The sequence below is a fragment of the Nocardia sp. KT25-26 genome, assembly GCF_056627695.1.
This window is the reverse complement of sequence record NZ_CM152813.1, coordinates 2,683,188-2,703,666: the sequence shown is the minus strand read 5'-3', so window position 1 is coordinate 2,703,666 and position 20,479 is coordinate 2,683,188. Positions and strand designations below refer to the sequence as shown.

At 71.1% G+C, this 20,479-nt stretch carries 19 protein-coding genes; 7 read left to right on the top strand and 12 right to left on the bottom strand.

Going from position 1 to position 20,479, the window contains the following annotated elements; genetic code table 11:
* Window positions 1-71 precede the first annotated feature (71 nt).
* The 5 genes from lnt to AC1HFH_RS12240 form a co-directional block, all read right to left on the bottom strand.
* Window positions 72-1,604 carry an apolipoprotein N-acyltransferase gene (gene lnt, locus AC1HFH_RS12260; protein WP_480247834.1) on the bottom strand — a complete coding sequence of 511 codons (1,533 nt, stop codon included), beginning with the start codon at window positions 1,602-1,604 and terminating at the stop codon, window positions 72-74.
* Window positions 1,605-1,692: 88 nt separating this feature from the next.
* Window positions 1,693-3,312: an amidohydrolase gene (locus tag AC1HFH_RS12255; RefSeq protein WP_480247567.1), complete on the bottom strand. Its 1,620-nt coding sequence runs from the start codon at window positions 3,310-3,312 to the stop codon at window positions 1,693-1,695.
* Between the two features lie 74 nt (window positions 3,313-3,386).
* Window positions 3,387-3,890, bottom strand: a complete 504-nt coding sequence (locus tag AC1HFH_RS12250; RefSeq protein WP_480247566.1) for an FxsA family protein — start codon at window positions 3,888-3,890, stop codon at window positions 3,387-3,389.
* An 86-nt stretch (window positions 3,891-3,976) separates the two neighbouring features.
* A complete protein-coding gene (locus AC1HFH_RS12245; RefSeq protein WP_480247565.1) occupies window positions 3,977-4,636 on the bottom strand; it encodes a response regulator in 660 nt (219 codons plus the stop codon).
* Window positions 4,637-4,664: 28 nt separating this feature from the next.
* A complete protein-coding gene (locus AC1HFH_RS12240) occupies window positions 4,665-5,828 on the bottom strand; it encodes a sensor histidine kinase (RefSeq protein WP_480247564.1) in 1,164 nt (387 codons plus the stop codon).
* Between the two features lie 91 nt (window positions 5,829-5,919).
* Between AC1HFH_RS12240 and AC1HFH_RS12235 the strand changes: the two genes are divergently transcribed.
* Window positions 5,920-6,687 carry a TSUP family transporter gene (locus AC1HFH_RS12235; protein WP_480247563.1) on the top strand — a complete coding sequence of 256 codons (768 nt, stop codon included), beginning with the start codon at window positions 5,920-5,922 and terminating at the stop codon, window positions 6,685-6,687.
* 82 nt (window positions 6,688-6,769) lie between these two features.
* Here AC1HFH_RS12235 and AC1HFH_RS12230 read toward each other — a convergent pair whose 3' ends face one another.
* Window positions 6,770-7,408, bottom strand: a complete 639-nt coding sequence (locus AC1HFH_RS12230) for a TetR/AcrR family transcriptional regulator (RefSeq protein WP_480247562.1) — start codon at window positions 7,406-7,408, stop codon at window positions 6,770-6,772.
* A 180-nt stretch (window positions 7,409-7,588) separates the two neighbouring features.
* Between AC1HFH_RS12230 and AC1HFH_RS12225 the strand changes: the two genes are divergently transcribed.
* Entirely contained in the window at window positions 7,589-9,115 is a 1,527-nt protein-coding gene (locus AC1HFH_RS12225) for a TldD/PmbA family protein (RefSeq protein WP_480247561.1), read from the top strand.
* A gap of 11 nt (window positions 9,116-9,126) precedes the next feature.
* Window positions 9,127-10,506 (top strand): metallopeptidase TldD-related protein, encoded by a 1,380-nt coding sequence (locus tag AC1HFH_RS12220; protein ID WP_480247833.1) that lies wholly within the window; start codon window positions 9,127-9,129, stop codon window positions 10,504-10,506.
* A 24-nt stretch (window positions 10,507-10,530) separates the two neighbouring features.
* Here the strand turns inward: AC1HFH_RS12220 and AC1HFH_RS12215 are convergent, their stop codons facing one another.
* Together AC1HFH_RS12215 and AC1HFH_RS12210 are read right to left on the bottom strand one after the other, a co-directional pair.
* Window positions 10,531-10,914, bottom strand: coding sequence for a PPOX class F420-dependent oxidoreductase (locus AC1HFH_RS12215; RefSeq protein WP_480247560.1), 384 nt, complete (start codon window positions 10,912-10,914; stop codon window positions 10,531-10,533).
* Complete coding sequence (locus AC1HFH_RS12210; RefSeq protein WP_480247559.1) at window positions 10,911-11,882, bottom strand: helix-turn-helix transcriptional regulator; 972 nt, start codon at window positions 11,880-11,882, stop codon at window positions 10,911-10,913. The genes AC1HFH_RS12215 and AC1HFH_RS12210 overlap by 4 nt, the downstream gene beginning before the upstream one ends.
* Window positions 11,883-11,943: 61 nt before the next feature.
* On the opposite strand from AC1HFH_RS12210, the gene AC1HFH_RS12205 reads away from it, so the two are divergent.
* Window positions 11,944-14,178 (top strand): ATP-binding cassette domain-containing protein, encoded by a 2,235-nt coding sequence (locus AC1HFH_RS12205; protein WP_480247558.1) that lies wholly within the window; start codon window positions 11,944-11,946, stop codon window positions 14,176-14,178.
* A gap of 232 nt (window positions 14,179-14,410) precedes the next feature.
* Here AC1HFH_RS12205 and AC1HFH_RS12200 read toward each other — a convergent pair whose 3' ends face one another.
* On the bottom strand, window positions 14,411-14,929 hold the full coding sequence (locus AC1HFH_RS12200) for a DUF8020 domain-containing protein (protein ID WP_480247557.1): 519 nt from the start codon (window positions 14,927-14,929) through the stop codon (window positions 14,411-14,413).
* A gap of 84 nt (window positions 14,930-15,013) precedes the next feature.
* Window positions 15,014-15,835, bottom strand: a complete 822-nt coding sequence (gene map / locus AC1HFH_RS12195) for a type I methionyl aminopeptidase (protein WP_480247556.1) — start codon at window positions 15,833-15,835, stop codon at window positions 15,014-15,016.
* A 98-nt stretch (window positions 15,836-15,933) separates the two neighbouring features.
* Between map and AC1HFH_RS12190 the strand changes: the two genes are divergently transcribed.
* The 3 genes from AC1HFH_RS12190 (at window position 15,934) to AC1HFH_RS12180 (ending at window position 17,877) form a co-directional block, all read left to right on the top strand.
* On the top strand, window positions 15,934-16,197 hold the full coding sequence (locus tag AC1HFH_RS12190) for a helix-turn-helix domain-containing protein (RefSeq protein ID WP_480247555.1): 264 nt from the start codon (window positions 15,934-15,936) through the stop codon (window positions 16,195-16,197).
* A gap of 54 nt (window positions 16,198-16,251) precedes the next feature.
* Window positions 16,252-17,490 (top strand): TerD family protein, encoded by a 1,239-nt coding sequence (locus AC1HFH_RS12185; RefSeq protein ID WP_480247832.1) that lies wholly within the window; start codon window positions 16,252-16,254, stop codon window positions 17,488-17,490.
* A gap of 84 nt (window positions 17,491-17,574) precedes the next feature.
* Entirely contained in the window at window positions 17,575-17,877 is a 303-nt protein-coding gene (locus tag AC1HFH_RS12180; RefSeq protein WP_480247554.1) for a hypothetical protein, read from the top strand.
* Between the two features lie 132 nt (window positions 17,878-18,009).
* Here the strand turns inward: AC1HFH_RS12180 and AC1HFH_RS12175 are convergent, their stop codons facing one another.
* Window positions 18,010-18,867 carry an NAD-dependent protein deacetylase gene (locus AC1HFH_RS12175; RefSeq protein ID WP_480247553.1) on the bottom strand — a complete coding sequence of 286 codons (858 nt, stop codon included), beginning with the start codon at window positions 18,865-18,867 and terminating at the stop codon, window positions 18,010-18,012.
* Between the two features lie 439 nt (window positions 18,868-19,306).
* Window positions 19,307-20,464: a zinc metallochaperone AztD gene (gene aztD / locus AC1HFH_RS12170; RefSeq protein WP_480247552.1), complete on the bottom strand. Its 1,158-nt coding sequence runs from the start codon at window positions 20,462-20,464 to the stop codon at window positions 19,307-19,309.
* Between the last annotated feature and the right edge of the window lie 15 nt (window positions 20,465-20,479).

Here is a 20,479-nt window from a genome sequence, read left to right as displayed (position 1 = left end):
ACACTCCAGCGAACATCAGCCGGCCGAATCCCCAGGCGTCATTCATGACCTGGGGCGATGAAACAGACCGCTCATTCGGATCGAACGGTGCGGCGGCGATACCCGGCCCAGATGCCACCGGCCGCGGTCAGGATAACCGACAGGATCTCCGGTACGGCGCCCAGCCGGTCCGCGAGTGTCGTATCGCTGCGCAGCGGCAGCCGCGCGACCAGTGCATCGGGGACGAACTGGCCGGATTCCCGGCGTACCGCCCCGTCCGCGGTGATCATCGCACTGACCCCGGTGGTTGCCGCCACCACCAGCGCACGACCGTGTTCGACGGCCCGCACCCGGGACATCGCCAGTTGCTGGTAGGTCATCTCGCTGTCGCCGAAGGTGGCATTGTTGGTCGGTACCGCGAGCAGTTCGGCACCCGATCGCACCGACTCCCGGAAGGCCCGGTCGAAGGCGACCTCGTAACACGTGGCGACCCCGACATCGACGCCACCGGCCCGGACGGTGCCGTCGCCGTCGCCCGGGACGAAGTATCCGGCCCGGTCGGCATAGGCGGAGAACCGCCGGAAGAAGCTGCGCATCGGCAGGTACTCGCCGAACGGCTGGATGATCTTCTTGTCGTGCCGGTCGCCGGGACCGTCGGCGGCGGTCCAGACGATGACCGAGTTGGTGGTGGTCCGATCGCCGTTCACCAGTACGGCGCCGACCAGGATCGGGGCGCCGATCCGGTCGGCCGCCCGGCCGATCTCGGCGGCGGCGTCGGCATTGCGCAGCGGATCGATGTCGGAGGAGTTCTCCGGCCACACCACGATGTCGGGCTGCGGGGACCGGCCGGCGGCCACATCGTCGGCCAACTGCACGGTCCGGCGCACGTGGTTGTCCAGGACCGCCCGCCGCTGTGCGTTGAAATCGAGGCCGAGCCGGGGCACGCTGCCCTGGATCGCCGCGACGGTCACCACCCGGTCCCCGGCCGTCGGACCGGGCAGCGCCGGGCGGACCAGCAGGCCCGCGATCGGTGCGACGAGCACCAGGAGCACGGCACCGGCCAGGGCGGTGCGCACTGCGCGGTCCGGCCGGCCACCGCGGCGCCGCCACCGGATGGCCGTGCCGGCGAGCGCCGCCAGCCCGGTCCCGGTCAGCGCCGCTGCGAAGCTCACCAGCGGGGCGCCACCCACGGATGCGAGGGGCAGCAGCCATCCGTCGGCCTGCCCGAAGGCGATCCGGCCCCACGGGAATCCGCCGAACGGGAAGCTGGACCGCGCCCATTCCGCGGCCACCCAGGCCAGCGCCGTCCAGATCGGCCAGCCGGGCAGGCCGCCGAGCAGCCGGGCGAGCAGTCCCCACAGCCCGAAGTAGAGCGCACAGGCCGTCGACAGGGCCAGCCACGGCACCGGACCGACGTAGATCCCCGTCCACGGCAGCAGTGGGACGAAGAACGCCAGACCGCCGAGGAAGCCGTAGCCGAATCCGCCGCGCAGCCGGCCCGGTCCCCGCACCGACAGGGTGAGCAGCGCGATACCCACCGGGGCGAGGAACCACCACGACCGGGGCGGGAAGCTCGCGAACAGCAACAAGCCCCCGAGCAGTGCGGGGAGCAGGCGGCGCAGCACTGCCGACCAGCGACCGGGTGCGGCGGGCGCCGAGGAGTTCGCGGCGGGCGATGACGTCGGCACGGTACCGGTCTCGGCGTTCACGAGTTCAGTGCGCTCCGGTTCCGGAGCCGGGACCGGCCCGGTATATCTCGGCACCCCGGTGCACGGTGCGCAGGCAGCGCGGCAGCGGTGCCTCCGGTGCCAGCGAGGGCAGGCCCGGTACCCGGGACCGCGGGTCGGTGGACCAGCGCTGCACGGCGTCGGCAGCGGCGGCGACCTCCAGGGCGCCCGCCTCCCACACCGCGTACGAGGCGGGCGCGCCCGGGGTCAGGGTGCCGGTGACACCGTCGTGGATTCCGCCGGCCCGCCAGGCGCCGCGGGTCGCGGCGGCGAAGGCGGCGCGGGGCGACAGGTGGTGCCCGGCCGTGCGATGCCGGACGGCCGCCCGGACCGCCGACCAGGGGTCCAGTGCACACACCGGGGCATCGGAGCCGATCGCCAGCGCGATCCCGGCGGCGGCCATGGCGGCGAACGGGTTCATCGCGGCGGCCCGGTCGGCGCCGAGCCGCTGCGCGTACATCCCGTCCGGGCCGCCCCAGGCGGCGTCGAACTGCGGTTGGACCGAGGCGATCACGCCCCAGCGGGCGAGCCGTTCGATCGCGGCCGGGGACGGCATCTCGGCGTGTTCGATCCGATGGCCACGGGCCGCCACGGCCGGACCGCCGAGTTCGGCGACCACCTTGGCGAAACCGTCCGTCACCGCGTCCACCGCGGCATCCCCGATCGCATGGAACCCGGCCTGGATACCCGCTTCGGTGCAGGCCCGGACGTGGTCGGCCACGTCGCCCGAGTCCAGGAAGCCCTGACCGGCCGTGGCGGCATCGGCGTACGGTTCGCGCAGCCAGGCGGTGTGTGAACCGATCGATCCGTCGACGAACAGGTCACCGCCGAGCCCGTCCACCCCGAGTTCGGCAACCAATTCGCGCGCCGCCGCGGCGGTGCGCACTGCCTCCCCCCAGTAGGTCCGGACCTGCACACCGTGCCGGAACTGCTGCAGTTCGGCCAGATCGATGCGGCCGGAGATCTCCGGGCCCGCGCATTCGTGCACCGCCACGATGCCGTGCGCGGCGGCGGTGTCCAGGGCCGCGGTGCGGGCCCGGTCGCGCTGTGCGCGGTCGAGGCCGGCGAGGGCGGTGGCGCGGACCCGGTGGTGGGCGGTGCCGCGCAACGGTTCGCCCGCCCGGAAATCGGCGCCCAGTGCGCCGGTTGCGTCGAGCAGTGCGGTGGAGGCGACCGCGGAATGCACGTCCACGCGGGACAGGTAGACCAGGCGGCCCGGACCGGCCGCCGCGTCGATCTCGGCGGTTCGCGGCGGCCGCGCCTCCGGCCAGCGGGTGTCGTCCCAGCCCTCACCGATGATCACGCCCTCGGGGTGCGCGGCGGCGTGCTCGCGCACCAGGCGCAGGGCCGCGTCGAGGGATTCCGCGGCGGACAGGTCCAGTCCGGTCAGCCGCAGCCCGAGGGCGGTGATGTGCACGTGTGGGTCGACGAATGCCGGGGTCACCAGGGCACCGTCGAGGTCGATGATCTCGGCATCGGGGTGCAGTGCCCGGCCGGGCTGTTCGGCACCGAGCCACACCACGGTTCCGTCGGTGACCGCCATCGCGGTGGCATCCGGGGAACTCGAACTGTAGAACCGTCCGCCGATCAGCAACTGGGTACTCACGGGGTTCCAGTCTGCCGTACCCCGCATCCACCGGCTCGGGCGACTCCGCCGTTCCGCGCCGCGGCGCGGGGGCATCAGGCGGGGCCGACCGCGCGCCGGCCGGTGCCGCGGCCGTCGTCGTACCATTCGGTGACCACGATTCCGTCCACCACCGAGGGATCGGTGACCGTGCCGTCGGCGTCGATGATCACGCCACGGCGGCCGGGCGAGAAGCGCGGCAGCGATCCGAATCGGGAGGTTCCGAACCGGACCAGCAGCGGGCGCAGCAGTGCCCGGGTCGGCGGGAAGAGCAGCAGCAGACCGGCGGCACCGGTGACCAGGCCGGGCACGAACATCAGCACCGAGCCCGCCGTCACCAGCACACCGTCGGCGATGGCGGTGCCGGGACCGATCTCGCCGCGATCGGCCCGGCGGAACTGGTCGAAGACGCGGCGGCCCTGTGCCCCGATGAGGGCCAGGCCGATACCGGAGACGACGAGCAGGACCAGGATGGCCGGGAAGACCCCGATCAGCTGGGCCAGACCGACGAAGGCGGCGACCTCGATCAGGAAGTAGCCGAGGACGAGCAGTGCAGGCATGTGGAGCGGTCCTTCCATGAGTCTCTGCTCTGTCAACGCGGGGCAGCCGGTTTTTTCTCCCGGCGGGTGATCCGGATCGCAGCGGCTCAGCGGCCCGGGCGAACCAGTCCGGTCTCGTAGGCCAGGACCACGGCCTGGACCCGGTCGCGGAGCTCCAGTTTCGTCAGCACCCGGCCGACATGGGTTTTCACCGTCGCCTCGGAGAGGAACAGCGCGGCGGCGATCTCGGCGTTGGACCGGCCGGCCGCGATGTGTTCCAGTACTTCGCGTTCACGTCCGGTCAGCACCTCGAGCACGACCGGATCGCGCAGCTGCCCGGAGGCACCGGAGAGGAACCGATCCAGCAGGCGTTTGGTGACCTTCGGCGACACCACCGCATCACCGGCGGCGACACTGCGGATCGCCGAGATCAGGTCTTCGGGCGGGGTGTCCTTGAGCAGGAACCCGCTGGCGCCGGCGCGCAGGGCGCCGAGGGCGTGCTCGTCCAGGTCGAAGGTGGTCATGACCAGCACCCGGCTCCCGTGTCCGGCCGCGACGATCTGCTCGGTGGCGGCGACGCCGTCGACCACCGGCATCCGCACATCCATCAGCACCACATCGGGTCGCAGATCGGCGGCCGCGGTAACGGCGGCGGCCCCGTCGCCGGCCTCCCCGACCACGTCGATATCGGGGTGTGCGCTCAGCACCATCTTCAGCCCCATGCGCATGAGTTCCTGGTCGTCGACGACGAGAACGGAGATCGGCACGCCCTCAATCTAGTGAATCCGCCCCGGTTCACTCCGGTGGCGTCAGCGGAATCGTGGCGCCGACGCGCCAGCCACCGCCCGGGGTCGGGCCGGCGCGCAGGGTGCCGCCGAGCACCGCCACCCGCTCCCGCATGCCGACCAGCCCCTTGCCACCGCCGGGGATGGTGTCCGGACGTTCGGGTACGCCGCCGGTATCGGTGATCTCGACGGTCACCCGGTCCTCGGTACAGGTGATCGCCACCCACGCCTTGGGGTCGGATCCGGCGTGGCGCAGCGTATTGGTGAGTGATTCCTGCACGATCCGGTGGATCCCGAGGCTGACCTCCGGGGTGACCTGATCGAGTTCTCCGGTCATCTGCAGATCCACGGCCAGACCGGCATCGCGCATCATGGCGGCGAGTTTCGCCATGCCGGCGGTGCCGTGCTGCGGCAGCAGTTCCGGTGCGTGCTCGGTCCGCAGCAATTCGACGGTGCGGCGCAGTTCCCGCAGGGCGTCGCGGCCGGTCCGGGCAATGGTGTCGAGGGCCTGTTCGGCGGTCGCCGGATCGCTGCGCAGAGCGTACCGGGCACCGTCGGCCTGCACGATGATCACGCTCACCGCATGCGCGACGACGTCGTGCAACTCCCGCGCGATCCGGGTGCGTTCGGCCGCCACCGCTTCGTGCGCACGACGTTCCTTGTCGTAGTCGGCGACGGCGAGCCGGGCGGCGACCTCGTTGTCGTAGGCGTGCCGGGCACCGGCGAATTCGGCGAGCGTCCAGCACAACGCGTAGACGGCGGCGATGGTGACCAGATCGGCGGTGACCGGGCCCCGGACCAGGAAGGCGTCCGCTGCGGTGTCGACCACCAGGCCGAGCAGGAAGATCAGCCCGTCCCGGCGGCCGACATAGGCGACCAGTGTGTACAGCATGACGCCGAGCCCGATCAGCGCGATATGGATCGGTTCGTCGCTGCCGGTCCGGTACGCCGTGGCGGTGAGCAGCAGTGAGACCGCCAGGATGGTGGCAGCCACCGCGCGCGGGTACGCGCGCCGGGCGCACAGCGGCAGGGTCAGGGCGACGGCGAAGCCGACGAACACGACGACGTCCTGCACTCCGCTGACCAGCGTCAGGTCCAGTACGAACAGCAGGACCGCCAGCATCGAGTCGAAGACGACGGGCTTCTCACGGAGCCACAGGCTGAACCGGCGCATCCGCCCAGCTTAGGGAGCTGCGGTGGTGTCGTTGCGCACATGCCGACGGCGTGGGTTGGTATCCGGCCATCCGGCCTGCTTGCCTGGTCGGATGAACCTCGGCGACTGGGCGACCCTGCTGGCGGCCGCGGCGGCGGCCGGCTGGGTGGATGCCGTCGTCGGCGGCGGTGGCCTGATCATCCTGCCCACGCTGTTCCTGGTGCTGCCCGGCATCGCCCCGCAGACCGCGCTGGGCACCAACAAGCTGGCCGCGTTCTCGGGTACAGCGGCTGCGGTGGCCACGTTCTCCCGCAAGGTGCCGATGCAATGGGCGATTCTGGTGCCGGCCGGACTGGTCGCGGCCGGGGCGGCGGCCGCGGGGTCGGCGGCGGTGGCCCTGATCGACCGGGAGCTGTTCATTCCGATCGTGATGGTGGTGCTGGTGGGCGTCGCGGTGTTCGTGACCGCCCGCCCGTCGATCGGCATCACGATGGCCACCCATCCCCCGACCCGGCGCCGGACGATCCTGGTGGTGCTGCTGGCGGCCGGGCTGATCGGCACCTACGACGGGCTGCTCGGTCCGGGGACCGGCACCTTCCTGATCATTGCGTTCGCGACGCTGCTGGGTACCGAATTCGTCCGGGCGGCGGCGATGGCGAAGGTGATCAACTGCGGTTCCAACCTGGGGTCGCTACTGCTCCTCGGCGCCACCGGGCATGTCCTGTGGGGCCTCGGTGCGGCGATGGCGGTGGCGAACGTGGCCGGTGCGCTGGTCGGTTCCCGGATGGCGCTGGCCCGCGGCGCGGGGTTCGTCCGGGTGGTGCTGCTGGTCGTGGTCGTGGCGATGGTGCTGGCGCTGGGCTGGCAGCAGTTCGCCTGATCCCGGCGGGCCGGAGGAGGCAGCGGAGGGCCTGCCGGCGTCCCGAACCCTCGGGGGTCAGGCCAGCAGACACCGCCTGATCTCAGCGTTCCCGGGCGTCCGCCAGCCACGGCCGCAGCACCTGGGAGGTGGTCTCGTGGATCTTGCGCTGCAGGTGCTCGCCGTCCTCGATTCCGAGTTGCGGCTGCTGGAACAGCACCGTGAGCGCCCCGGACACCGCACCGACGACCGCGCCGACCAGTGCCGCGGCCCGGACCTCGTCGAGCTCGTCCGGGAACGCCTCGTGCAGCCGAGCAGCGATCTCGCGCTGGGCGATCAGCTGGGCGTGGGCGGCCCGGCCGCTCACCGCCGGTACAGTCCGCGACACCTGGGCCCGCAGGGCGGCGATGCGGCTGCCGAGGTCGTCCATGAGGTGTTCGCCGGGATTGTCGCCGGCCGCCCGCAGCGCCCGCAGCAGCACTTCGACCGGGCGTTCGTCCGGGCGGCGGCTCGCGATGGCAGCGACGGCGGCGCGCACCCGATCGTCCGGTTCCGGGAAGAGCAGTTCTTCCTTGCTGGCGAAGTAGTTGAAGAACGTGCGTGTACCGACTTCGGCGGCGGCGGCGATATCGGCGACGGTGGTCTCGTCGTAGCCGCGGGACTCGAACAGGTCGGCGGCGGCGGTGAGGATCGCACGGCGGGTACGTTCTCGTTTGCGGTCGCGGAGAGCGGAGGGCGGCACGCGGGCACAGTACGGCATCGGCGGCGTGGCGCGCGGGAGGTGCCGCGGCGCGCTGTCAGATGACGCGGCATGTTTTTGCACCCGATGCATATTTGCCGCCCATGCATACCGGCAGCGACTGCATCATCGACGTGCCGCAGCTCGCTGCCATCCGGTCGGCGACCGGCTACCGTGTTCGGGGTGGACACGACGTCGAGGGATGTGGACGCCGACTTCCTGGCGCTACCGCGCACCGCACTGGCCGATGCGGCGCTGACCGCGGCCCGGGCCGCCGGGGCGGAGTACGCGGACCTGCGCCTGCACCGGATCCGGACCCAATCGATCCGATTGCGCGACGGCCGGGTCGAATCCATCGCCGACAGCGACGAACTCGGCCTGGCCGTGCGGGTACTGGTGGACGGCACCTGGGGGTTCGCCTCCCATGCTGCGCTGAGCACCGAATCCGCCGCCGAGGTGGCGCGCCGGGCAGTGGCGGTGGCGACCACCTTGCGGCAGCTCAACCGGGAACGGATCGAACTTGCCGCCGAACCACGGTATCCCGATGTGCAGTGGGTGTCCGGGTACGGCGTCGATCCGTTCGAGGTGCCGACCGCGGAGAAGGTCGGCCTGCTACAGGACTATTCGGACCGGCTCGCCGGTGCCACAGGCGTGGACCACGTCACGGCGGGGGTATTGCAGGTCAAGGAACAGACGTACTACGCCGACAGCTTCGGCTCCTCGATCACCCAGCAGCGGGTCCGGTTGCATCCGCAACTCGAGGCGGTCACCGTCGACAGCGGCACCGGGGTCTTCGAGACGATGCGCACCCTGGCCGCACCGGCCGGCCGCGGCTGGGAGTACGTCACCGGCGACGACGGCGTCTGGGACTGGGCGGGTGAGCTCGCCCGGCTGCCGGGGTGGCTCGCCGAGAAGGTCCGGGCCCCCTCGGTGACCGCGGGCCCGGCCGACCTGGTCATCGATCCCACCAACCTGTGGCTGACCATCCACGAATCGATCGGGCACGCCACCGAATACGACCGAGCGATCGGCTACGAGTCGGCCTACGCCGGGACCTCCTTCGCCACCCCGGACCTGCTGGGCACCCTGCCGTACGGCACGCCGATCATGCACGTCACCGGCGATCGCACCGAACCGCACGGGCTGGCCACGGTCGGCTACGACGACGAGGGCGTGGCCGGACAACGCTGGGATCTGGTGCGCGACGGCATCCTCGTCGGCTACCAGCTGGATCGGGCGTTCGCGCCGCGACTGGGCTTGGACCGCTCCAACGGGTGTTCCTACGCCGATTCGGCCCACCATGTGCCGATCCAGCGGATGGCCAATGTGTCGCTGCAACCGGACCCGGTGCACGACACCAGCACCGCCGATCTGATCGCCCGGGTCGAGGACGGCATCTACATCGTCGGCGACAAGAGCTGGTCGATCGATATGCAGCGGTACAACTTCCAGTTCACCGGCCAGCGCTTCTTCCGGATCCGCAATGGAGAGCTGGCCGGTCAACTCCGCGATGTCGCCTACCAGGCCAGCACCACCGAGTTCTGGGGTGCGATGGAAGCGGTCGGCGGGCCCTCGACCTGGCAGCTGGGCGGCGCCTTCAACTGCGGTAAGGCGCAGCCGGGGCAGGTCGCGGCGGTGAGCCACGGGTGCCCGTCGATCCTGGTGCGCGGAGTGAACGTACTCAATACCCGAGCGGAGGCGGGCCAGTGAACGAGCGGAGCGTGATGCCGGCCGGGGAGGTCGTGGAGCGGGCGTTGCGCGCCTCGCAGGCGGACGAGGCGATGGTGATCGTCACCGATGTCGCCGAGGCGTCGCTGCGGTGGGCCGGGAACTCGATGACCACCAACGGTTCCTCGGTGGCCCGGGAGTGGTCGGTGATCTCGGTGTTCCGTGACGGACCCCGGCAGGCGCGGGCCGGCAGTGTGTCCTCGACGGGGGTCGATCCGGCCGATATCGAGGCCGTGGTGCGGGCGAGCGAACAGGCGGCCCGGGACGCTGCTCCCGCCCGGGATGCGATGCCGCTCGTCGAGCCGGACGGACCCGTGCCCGCGGACTGGGGCGAGCCGCCGGCCGGAACCGAGATCGGCGTGTTCGCCGAGCTCGCCCGTGACCTCGATACCGGATTCGACGGTGCGGACCAGCTGTACGGGTTCGCGCACCATCAGCAGCACACCACCTGGCTCGGCACCTCGAGCGGCCTGCGGAAGCGCCATGTGCAACCGACCGGTTCGGTCGAGATCAACGGCAAACGCGGGTCCGGCGCCGACCTCGCCAGCGCCTGGGTCGGCACGGGTACGGCCGATTTCTCCGATGTCGATACGCCCGGCCTGCTGGCCGAATTGGGCCGGCGGCTGGACTGGTCGGCGCGCCGGGTCGAGCTGCCCGCCGGGCGGTACGAGACGCTGCTGCCGCCTTCCGCGGTCGCCGACCTGATGATCCCGATGGTGTGGAGCATGACCGGCCGCGATGCGCACGAGGGCCACAATGCCTTCGCCCGCGCCGGCGGCACCCGGATCGGCGAGAAGCTCACCGGCCTGCCGCTCACTCTGTTCTCCGACCCGGCGGCCCGAGGTATGGAGTACCGCCCGTTCGTCGCGACCCCCGCGTCCTCGGAGTCCCTGTCGGTGTTCGACAACGGCCTGTCCGCGGGCCGGGTCGATTGGCTTTCGTCCGGAGTCGTCGAATCGCTCGTCTATCCGCGGGCCACTGCGGCCGAATTCGGCGCCTCACCCACGGCGCCCGGCGAGAACCTGACTCTGGACGGTGGCACCGGAGCGTCCCTGGACGAGATGATCGCCGCCACCGAACGCGGTCTGCTGCTGACCTGCCTGTGGTACATCCGCGAGGTCGACCCGGCCACGCTGCTGCTGACCGGGCTCACCCGGGACGGTGTCTATCTGGTCGAGGACGGGCAGGTCCGCGCCGCCGTGAACAACTTCCGCTTCAACGAGAGCCCCCTCGATATGCTGCGCCGGATCGCCGAGGCCGGCCGGACCGAGATCACGCTCCCCCGCGAATGGAAGGACTGGTTCACCCGCACCGCCATGCCGCCGCTGCGGATCCCGGACTTCCACATGTCGTCGGTGAGCCGGGCGACGTAGCCGGGCGGCCGGTTCCGGCGGCGGTCAGCCGGCCGGGGTGATCTCGATACCGATGGTGCCGTCCTTGCCGCGGCGCAGGTTGGATCCCAGGATCAGCAGCGGGGCGGTCAACCAGTATTTGCGGCGCAGCCCGGAACGGACCCGTTCGGTGCCGGCGGCGTCGAGGATCGTCGCAGTGCCCCGGGTCACCTCGCCGCGTGCGGCGCCCCGCGCGCTGCACGGTTGCACGGTGACCTCGGGGTTGCGGCGGATGCGTTTGACCTTCCAGCTGTCGGTGACGGTCCAGACATACAGTTTGCCGTCCCGGGCCACCGCCCACACCGGCGTGCCGACCGGGGTGCCGTCCTTGCGGAAGGTGGTGAGCAGGACGTAGTTCGCGGCGGCCAGGTCCGCGGGCAGGTTCGTCATGTCTGCAGCGTAGCGTCCGTCGCGCTGTACAGCCGATCGGCGAAAGCACGGCAGGCATCCCTGAATTCGGCGGGTTCGTCGACCGTGACGGACAGATCGGTGAAGGCCAGCAGCGGGACGAGCCACCGCCAGCTGTCCAGCCACACCGTCGCCCGGGTGCGTTCGCCCGGCAGTGCGGTGAATTCGGCGTCCTCGAACCGGACTGCATCGGCGGCCACCGGCACCGGGGCCGCCAGGGTGAGCACCACACGGCGACGGTCGCGATGGAACCCGCTGCGCAGGTAGTCGAGGCCGGAGGCGGCGGGCAGCGGGCGCGGGGTGAACCGGAAGGTCGTCACGTGCAACCGGGTGATCCGGTCGATCCGGAACACCCGCCAGTCCGCCCGGCCGGTGTCCCAGCCGAGCAGGTACCAGCGCAACAAGTGGTGGATCTGCCGGTGCGGTTCGACACGGCGCGGCCGAACGCTGCCGTCCCGCGCCGGATAGTCGAATGTCACGGTGTGCCGCTGCGCGATCGACTCCCCCAGGGCGGCGAGATCGGCGGCTCCCGGGCCGGGCGCCCGCGTCGAGCCGATCTCCAGGCCGGCGCGCAGCGGGGTCAGCCGGTGCCGGAGCCGTTTCGGCAGCAGCTGATCGATCTTGCCGTAGGCGCGGGTGGCCGCATCGGCGACGCTGCCCTCGGTGGCACCATCGGCGCCGGATACGGTGGCCAGCCCCAGCAGGGTCGCGACCGCCTCGTCGTCGTCGAACACCAGCGGCGGCAGCGCCGACCCGGCCGCCAGGCGGTAGTGGCCGCCCGGGCCGGGGCGGGTGCGCACCGGATACCCATAGCCACGCAGCCGGTCGATGTCCCGGCGCAGGGTCCGGGTACTGACGGCCAGCCGGGCGGCCAGTTCGGCGGCCGGGAACGCGCGCCCGGTCTGCAACGCTGCCAGCAGGGCGAGGATTCGTTCGGTGCTGTCGGCCACGCCTCCAGTATCACCGAATCGCGGACAGATTTCGGCCACATCTCGTCGTAGCGTCCCGACCATGCCGACCTCGCAGATCACCGTCCGGGGTGCCCGGACCCACAACCTCGCCGCCCTCGATCTGGATATCCCCCGGGGGCAGCTCGTCGTGTTCGCCGGGGTGTCCGGTTCGGGGAAGTCGTCCCTGGTGTTCGATACGATCGCCGCCGAGGCCGGGCACCAGCTCGCCGAGACGTTCCCGCCGTTCGCCCGCAACCGGATGCCGAAATGGACCCGGCCGGAGGTCACCTCGATCGGCGGGCTGTCCGCGGTGGTGGTGATCGATCAGCGGCGGCTCGGCGGGAACGCCCGGTCCACCGTGGGGACCGTCACCGATGCGTGGACGTATCTGCGGATGCTGTTCTCGCGGGCGAGTACGCCGTATGTCGGCGAGTCGAACCACTTCTCCTTCAACGATCCGGCCGGAATGTGCCCGACCTGTTCCGGGCTCGGTGAGGTCGTGGTCAGTGCGGTTGACCGGTTCCTGGACCCGGACCGGTCACTCGCGGAGGGCGCGATTCTGCTGCCGGGTTTCGGGGCGGGCGGCTACTGGTACGGCAAGTACGCCGATATCGGCAGTTTCGATGCGGACACCCCGCTGCGGGAGTGGACGCAGGAGCAGCGCCGGGCGCTGTTGTACGGCGGTGCGGCGGCCGCCGCCCTGGGCACCCGCCCGCCGTCCGACTACGAGGGGGTGGTGACCCGGTTCGAACGGATCCATCTGCACACCGGTGCGGAGCTGTCGGACCGGAAACGGGCGACGATCGACCGGTTCACCCGGTCCGAGACCTGCCCGGAGTGTGCGGGTGACCGGCTCGCCGCGCCCGCGCGGTCGGCCACCGTCGGCGGGTACACCCTCGGCCGGTTGGCCCGGCTGGAGGTGGCCGAGCTCGCCGAACTGATACCCGGTTTCGCCACCCCGGCCCTGGCTCCCGTTGTGGGCGCATTGACCGAGCGATTGCAGGCGATGGTCCGGATCGGCCTCGGTCACCTGCATCTCGGCCGGCCCACGGCCACCCTGTCCGGCGGCGAATCGCAGCGGATCAAAACGGTGAAACATCTGGGCAGCAGCCTGGTCGAGATGCTCTACATCTTCGACGAACCGACCGTCGGGCTGCATCCCGCCGACGTGTCCGCCATGGTCGGGCTACTGCAGGAACTGCGGGACAAAGGGAACTCGGTGCTGGTCGTCGAGCACGATCCGGCCGTACTGGCCGTGGCCGATCACATCGTCGAGATCGGCCCCGAGGCCGGCACCGGGGGCGGGCGGCTGGTGTTCCAGGGCGATCCCGACCGGCTGCGCGCCGCCGGCACCGCCACCGCCCTGGCACTCGCCGAGCGGCGCCCGCTCAACGACACACCCCGGACGCCGCGCGGCACGATCACCGTGGCCGACGCCTGCCGGAACAATCTCGACCATCTCACCGTGACGATCCCGGCCGGGGTGCTGACCTGCCTGACGGGGGTGGCCGGGTCCGGGAAGTCCAGCCTCGCGGCGGAATTGGTGCAGCAGCAGGCAGGCGTCGTGATCGACCAGCGGCCGGTCGGCGCGAATCGCCGTTCGACGCCGATCACCTACACCGGAATCGCGACGCCGCTGCGCGCACTGTTCGCGGCGCACAGCGGACTGCCGGCGAAGATGTTCAGCGCCAACTCCGCAGGTGGGTGCCCGGAATGCCGCGGCCTGGGCGTGCTGTACACCGATCTGGCGTTCCTCGACGGCCAGGAGACCGTATGCCCGGTGTGCCGGGGCCGCCGGTTCCGGGAGGAGGTGTTGCAGCACCGGGTGGCCGGACTGAGCATTGCCGATATCGACGAGCTCACGATCACCGAGGCCCGGCATCGCCTACCCGATGCCCGGATCGATGCCGCACTGCACCACCTGGACCGGGTCGGACTCGGCTACCTGCGACTGGGGCAGCCATTGAGCACCCTGTCGGGCGGTGAGTGCCAGCGCGTGAAGATCGCCCGCGAACTGCGTGATGCGAGCGAGCCGACCCGCTACGTACTGGACGAGCCCACCACCGGTCTGCACCTGCGGGATACCGGCGTCCTGCTGGACGTCCTGGACCGCCTCGTCGACGCCGGTCATACGGTCGTGGTCATCGAACACAACGTCGACGTGATCCGGCACGCCGACTGGATCATCGACCTCGGCCCCGGACCGGGCCGGTACGGCGGACAGGTCCTGTTCGAAGGCCCGGTCGCCGCCCTGACCGGTACCGCCACGGCCGCAGCCGTCCACGCGGCCGACTGACCGAACCGCGCGGCCGTGCGGGCGCTCCTCCGCTCTGCGGTTTCACCGACCACCGGCCCGCCACCCGACGGTGGCGATGGCAACCGCCGGCTCGGACGAGGCGGCGGTATCGCCGGGCCAGGATCTCGCCCGGCGATACCGGACGTACCGACGAGGGCGACCGAGACCCGAGGACCGCAGCGCCGAACCGGCCGGGACTGCCGCCCCGGGTCCGGCCACCCGGTGGGGCCGGCTACTGGTTGGACCCGATGATGCCGCCGATCACGGCGCCGATCACACAGCCCGGGATGGCGGGCAGGATCAGGAAGATGGCACCGATCAGGGCACCGATCACACAGCCGATCGCCGCACCGGCCACGATGTTGCCGGTGCGATCAATGTGCTGCACGGTCGGGCCCGGTGCGGGTGCCGTCACCGGGGTCAGGGTGAGGGTCGTTGCGGTGGCATCGAGCTGCGGGGTGACCGCGACCGCCGGGCCACCCACTGCCGGAACGGATGTCGGCACGGTGCCGACCCGGCTACCGTCCGGTGCCAGCACCGCCACGCCGGAACCGGGTGACAGCCGGAAGGTTCCGGCTGCGAGCTGCACGGTCACAGCGGACCGGTCGGGTGTCACCGATGCCGTATAGGCGACCGGGCCGTCGGCGCCGGTGACCGAAGGGGCCGTGGGTGCACCGTATGCGGTGGCTGCGGTGATCCCGGTGGCTGCGGCGGTCAGCACACCGACGGTCAGCATCTTCTGGAGCTTCATGAGTTTCCCCGTTCGTCACGCCGCTCCCGCCTGCCCCGGGGAACGGCCCTGCCTACCCATGGTGACTCCGTAACGTAATCTATACTATTGTTTTCCGGAATCCGAAACACACTGTGCAGTCGGATTTTTGGATGACCATGCGGCGGGGGCGGTCAAGATCCGGGGACCTTCGGAGGTGATTGCGATCGTATGTTCACTGTGTGCGGTGCGAGATCCGTCGGCGGAGCGGATCGTCCAGCCGTCCGGGTCGGTCACGATCTGCGCCGACCCCCGGGTGAACCACGGTTCGACCGCGATCGTCAGCCCGGGACGCAGCGGGAACCCCCGACCGGCCCGACCGGCATTCGCGACATGCGGATCCTCGTGCATGGTGCGCCCCAGACCGTGCCCGCCGAACTCGGCGTTGACGGCGTAGCCGTAGGCCGTCGCCACGGATTCGACGGCGGCCGAGAGGTCGCCGATCCGCTGCCCGGGCCGTGCCGCGTCGATGGCCGCGGCGAGGGCCTCCTCGGTGGCCCGGACCAGGCGGGCGTCGGCCGGATCCGGGGTGCCGACGATCACCGTGGTCGCAGCATCGGCTACCCAACCGTCGATCGATACCGCCAGATCGGCGGTGAGCACGTCACCGTCGGCGAGCAGGTAGTCGTGCGGCAGGCCGTGCAGAACCGCGTCGTTCACCGACAGGCAGACAGTGTTCCGAAACGGGCCGCGGCCGAACGACGGCGCGTAGTCCCAGTAGCACGACACTGCACCCCGTTCCCGGATCCGATCCCGCACATACAGTTCCAGGTCCAGCAGGTTCACCCCCACGGCCGCCCGGTCCCGCAGCCCGGCCAGGACGGACGCCACGAACTCCCCCGTCACCTGCATCCGCGCGATCTCGTCCGCGGACTTCAGTTCCACCATTGTCGACTCCTCTCGGTATTTTCATACCAAGGTAGCCGGTGGTGGTATAAAAGTACCAGCCAGTTGCGGTATTTCTATACCGGGCCTATGCTGCGCACATGGTTCGCCTGCCACTCACCCCCGCTCAGGTCGATGCCGGACGCCGGCTCGGCCGCCGGCTCCGGGAGGCGCGTGGCTCCCGTGATCTCACCGACGTCGCCACCGCCGCCGGTATCTCCCCCGAGACCCTGCGCAAGATCGAGGCGGGCCGGCTGCCCACTCCCTCGTTCGGCATCGTCGTCGCACTCGCCGACGCCCTGGCGATCCCGCTGCCGGAACTCGCGGACACCTACCGCAGCGCGCCGGTCGCCGAATCCGCCTGATCCGCATCTGCGCCCACCGGCCGGCCGCCGCCCGATACAGTCGGTAGCGTGTCGATGACCAAGGGCGCCAATACCGCGGTGGCCGCCACCGCTGTCCGAGTCGAGCTGGGCTGGAGGTCGGGCCCCGGGATGCCGGACGCCGACGCGTCCGCGCTGCTCCTGGCGGACGGCCGGGTCCGCTCCGACGACGACTTCGTCTTCTACAACCAGCCGATACACCCGTCGGAGGCCGTGCGTCACGAAGGTAAACAGCAGGGGCCGAACGTCGTCGACGTCCTGACGGTGCGACTCGCCGACGTCGAACCGCAAATCGAGAAGGTGGTGCTGGCCGCGTCCGCCGACGGGGGCACCTTCGGCCGGTTCGACGGCCTCTACATCCGCGTCGTCGATGCGGCCGACGGCACCGAGATCGCCCGGTTCGACAGCACCGGAGCCACCACCGAGACCGCCTTCGTCCTCGGCGAACTGTACCGGCGAGCCGGTGCCTGGAAGTTCCGGGCCGTCGGGCAGGGGTACGACACCGGCCTCGCCGGCCTGGCCACCGACTTCGGGATCACCGTGGACGACGCCCCGGCCCCGGCGGCGCCATCGGCCGCGCCGGTCACACCACCGGTACCGGCGGCGGCACCGCAGCCCGCCGCCGGCCCGCCGCCGATTGCGGCCCCGGCCGGCAAGGTCTCGCTGACCAAGGAGGCCCCGTCGGTTTCGCTGACCAAGCACGGCGCCACCGGCGGCGTCATGCGGGTCAACCTCAACTGGACCAGTATGGCGGCCCGGCCCGGTCTGTTCGGCAAGCTGCGCGGGAAGAACGTCGACCTGGACCTGTGCTGCTTCTACGAACTGTCCGACGGCAGTATCGGTTCGGTGCGCGCCCTGGACCGGCGGTTCGGCGCACTGTACGAGGCACCGTTCATCCATCTCGACGGTGACGACCGCACCGGCGCGGTGGCCACCGGCGAGAATCTGTCCATCAACCTGGACCACACCCGATTCCTGCGCCGGATCCTGGTGTTCTGCTCCGTCTACGACGGTGCGCCCGATTTCCGCGGAGTGCATGCCACGGTCACGATGCATCCGGTGAACTCACCGCCGATCGAGATGACCCTCGACGGCTGCACCGACGACTCCCGCGACGCGGTACTCGCCGTCATCGAGAACACCGGCGGGGAGCTCGTGGTCCACCGCGAGGCCACCTTCATCCGGCCACCGGCCGGACAGCCGGGCGCCGGAATCCTCGAGATCGCCCGCCGCTACCGGTGGGCATTCGAATTCCGGGCCGGGCGCGGGAAGTAGCTCCGGCGAATTTCGCAGCAGCGGGAACCGTTTCGCCTTCGCAGCCGTCATGAGATGTGACCGGACGAATCGAGGAGGAGCGGCATGTCCGTGACGCGACCGCCCGCCCTGGGCTATATCGACAAGAGTGTCTCCGGTACCCGGCAGCCGTGGGACGAGACCCGGATCCGGAGTACGGCCCGCCGGCAGGGTGCCCGGCTGCTCAAGATCGTCGTCTTCGGCCCGCGCGTCGACGATCCGGTGCAGCGGTTGCTCAATGTGGTCCGGTCCACCGGCGCCGCCACAGTTTTCGTGCCGTCGCTGCAGCATCTGGGTGGTGGGGTGCCGCGAGCCATCGCCGAATCGTGTGCCGTCGTGCTGGTCGACGACGAACCGGCCGGCCCGTGATCGCCGGCACGCGTCCAGCCGCTGCGAGGACCATCACGGCCGACTGCTCACTTCCGGTCGTTCGGCCCGTCGATACCACCCGCACGCCGGCCGGTGTGCGCGACGTCCGGATCGGGACCGGTCACGGCACTGCTACCGGCGCCGGTGGAGCGTGAGCCGGTCCGCCAGCGCACCCAGTACGGGGGTGCAGCCACCGTCGACGATCACGGTGGCCAGATCGTCGCCACGGGTGCGGCCGCGGTTGACGATCACCACGGGTGTGCCGTTGCGGGCCGCCCGCCGGACGAACCGCAACCCCGACATCACGGTGAGCGACGATCCGGCCACCAGCAGCGCCGCGGCGCCGTCCACCAGGTCGCAGGCGGCGGCGACCCGCTCCCGGGGCACATTCTCACCGAAGTACACGATGTCCGGTTTGAGCAGGCCGCCGCAGCGGGTGCAGTCGACCATCCGGAAGCGGGCAGTATCGGTGACGACGGCATCGGCATCGGGTGCTACCTCGATACCTGTTGCCGACGCCGCCTCCGCGAAACCCGGGTTGACCGCCTCCAGGCGGTCGGCCAGCGTCATTCGGGAGACGGCGGTGGCACAGCGCAGGCAGCGGACCCGCGCGTAGGTACCGTGCAGGTCGATGACGCGCCGGCTACCGGCTTTCAGGTGGAGCAGGTCCACGTTCTGGGTGATCAGACCGGAGATCACCCCGGCCCGTTCCAACCGGGCCAGGGCCCGGTGCCCGCCGTTGGGCCGGGCCGCATCCATCCGCCGCCAGCCGACGTGGTTGCGCGCCCAGTACCGCTGCCGGAACTCCGAATCGCCCACGAACTGCTGGTAGGTCATCGGAGTGCGGGCCGGCGAGTCCGGCCCCCGATAGTCGGGGATCCCGCTGTCGGTGGACAACCCCGCCCCGGTGAGCACCGCGACCCGCCCCGCAGCCAGCAGGTCTGCGGCACGATCGAGTGCGGTTGCGGATATCGACCGGTCCCCGGACATGCGCCCAGCCTACGGCGGCCGCTCTTCGGAACATACCGACCTCCGCAGGGGCCCCTGGAGTTCGCTGCTCGCCGATCGACAGAACCCGGCCGGGCCGGAATCGCAGCGCTACGGACACCGGGCATCGAGCAGCGACCTGCGGTCACGCTCCTCGGCACCGGCATCCCTTCCAGGTACGCCCAGGGGATGCGGCCTGCGGACTCGATCATCGGCCAACCTCCCGGTCCGGGTGTGGCCCCCGGCCCGACTCGCCCTGCGCCCACTCCACGACCCCGGTGCTCCTGCCGGGCAGTGTGAGATGTCGGAGCCGACGGCCCAGCGGCCGGGACCTGCGCTGTTCGCACGCTACCGTCGTCGATTTCGCATTCGCAGATTCCGGCCGATTGTGTGCGAACAGCGCAGCCGGCCCGCGAGCCTCCCGGCGAACACTCCGGTCCGGTCAGGCCCCGGAAACGCCCCCGAGTTCGTTGGGCGTGCCCGGGAGTTCGCCGGTGGCCGCGATCTCGCCGGTGGTCAGGTCGATGCGGTGCACGGTGTCGGTGGCGGGGTCGCTGATGTAGGCGTCCGCGCCGCGGACGAACAGCGCCGGGCGGGGCTGCTGCCAGTCGAGGGGCTCCTCCCAGGGGTCGAGCACGGGAATGCTGCGGGTGACGGTGCCCGCCACCGGGTCGACCTCGTGCAGCTTTCCATCGGTGCCGAGCACCAGTGCGGAGCCGGCCGGGCCACGGTCGAGCGACCGGAAGGTGTAGCTGGTGCCCAGGTCGACCAGCTGCAGCGCGCCGGTCCGGGTGTCGATGAGCGACACCTGTTCGGGCCGTTCAAGTTCGGCGTCCTCGTCCTGCTTGTAGTCACCGAGCACGATCGGCGACGACGCGCTGCCGGCCTGATTGCCGATCCGGCCGTACGGGGTGGGGCTGGTGATCTTGGTGATCTCGCCGTTCCGGTAAACCAGCACCCCGTCCTGGCAGCCCACGACGACCGCTTCCCCTTCGGCGGTGGCCTCACCGTGCACGCCCGGGCAGTCCTCGTTCCGGGCGAGCTCGCTGCGATCCGGCCCGAGGACCGCGATGCCGGTGCGCTCCTCCTCGGTGCCGACGCTGACCACCAGTTCGCCGTTGCCGAGTTCGACGGCGACGCCGTGATGCGGGTCCGGGGTGCGGTACTCGTCGACCTCCGGGTCACCGGAGGCCAGCCGGTCCGGGTCGAAGCTGCGGACCTCGCCGGTGCTGTCGGTGAACAGCACGGTCCGGCCGGCGTGCCGCACCACGTGCCCGGGCTTCGCACCCGGGAACTCCAGGCCGGTGAATTCGCCCCGGGTCGCATCCAGGACCCGGAATCCGTCGGATGTCGACACCATCACGTGCCGGTCGTCCCCCGCGGGGTTGATCCGGTTGAATCCGGGGAGGTCGAGTTCGGCGCCGGTGGCCAAGGTGGTGCCGTCCAGCACGGCCAGGCCGCCTTCGTAGGCGATCACCACCGGGTTCGCGATATCGGCGGCATCGCCGGTGCCCTCGGTGCCGCAGGCACCGAGGGTCACGGCCAGCGCAGCCAGTCCGGTGATCGCCGTGGTCCGGCCGGTCCGGGAACGCAACTGCATCTGTGTCTCCATTTC

Excerpts from the sequence above, each read along its gene's own strand:
- AC1HFH_RS12250 (WP_480247566.1), bottom strand. The coding sequence starts at position 3,890 with ATGCCTGCACTGCTCGTCCTCGGCTACTTCCTGATCGAGGTCGCCGCC.
- AC1HFH_RS12200 (WP_480247557.1), bottom strand. The coding sequence starts at position 14,929 with ATGAAGCTCCAGAAGATGCTGACCGTCGGTGTGCTGACCGCCGCAGCC.
- AC1HFH_RS12190 (WP_480247555.1), top strand. The coding sequence starts at position 15,934 with ATGGTTCGCCTGCCACTCACCCCCGCTCAGGTCGATGCCGGACGCCGG.
- AC1HFH_RS12175 (WP_480247553.1), bottom strand. The coding sequence starts at position 18,867 with ATGTCCGGGGACCGGTCGATATCCGCAACCGCACTCGATCGTGCCGCA.
- aztD (WP_480247552.1), bottom strand. The coding sequence starts at position 20,464 with ATGCAGTTGCGTTCCCGGACCGGCCGGACCACGGCGATCACCGGACTG.
- AC1HFH_RS12215 (WP_480247560.1), bottom strand. The coding sequence starts at position 10,914 with ATGACGAACCTGCCCGCGGACCTGGCCGCCGCGAACTACGTCCTGCTC.
- AC1HFH_RS12235 (WP_480247563.1), top strand. The coding sequence starts at position 5,920 with ATGAACCTCGGCGACTGGGCGACCCTGCTGGCGGCCGCGGCGGCGGCC.
- AC1HFH_RS12180 (WP_480247554.1), top strand. The coding sequence starts at position 17,575 with ATGTCCGTGACGCGACCGCCCGCCCTGGGCTATATCGACAAGAGTGTC.
- AC1HFH_RS12185 (WP_480247832.1), top strand. The coding sequence starts at position 16,252 with ATGACCAAGGGCGCCAATACCGCGGTGGCCGCCACCGCTGTCCGAGTC.
- AC1HFH_RS12205 (WP_480247558.1), top strand. The coding sequence starts at position 11,944 with ATGCCGACCTCGCAGATCACCGTCCGGGGTGCCCGGACCCACAACCTC.
- AC1HFH_RS12240 (WP_480247564.1), bottom strand. The coding sequence starts at position 5,828 with ATGCGCCGGTTCAGCCTGTGGCTCCGTGAGAAGCCCGTCGTCTTCGAC.
- map (WP_480247556.1), bottom strand. The coding sequence starts at position 15,835 with ATGGTGGAACTGAAGTCCGCGGACGAGATCGCGCGGATGCAGGTGACG.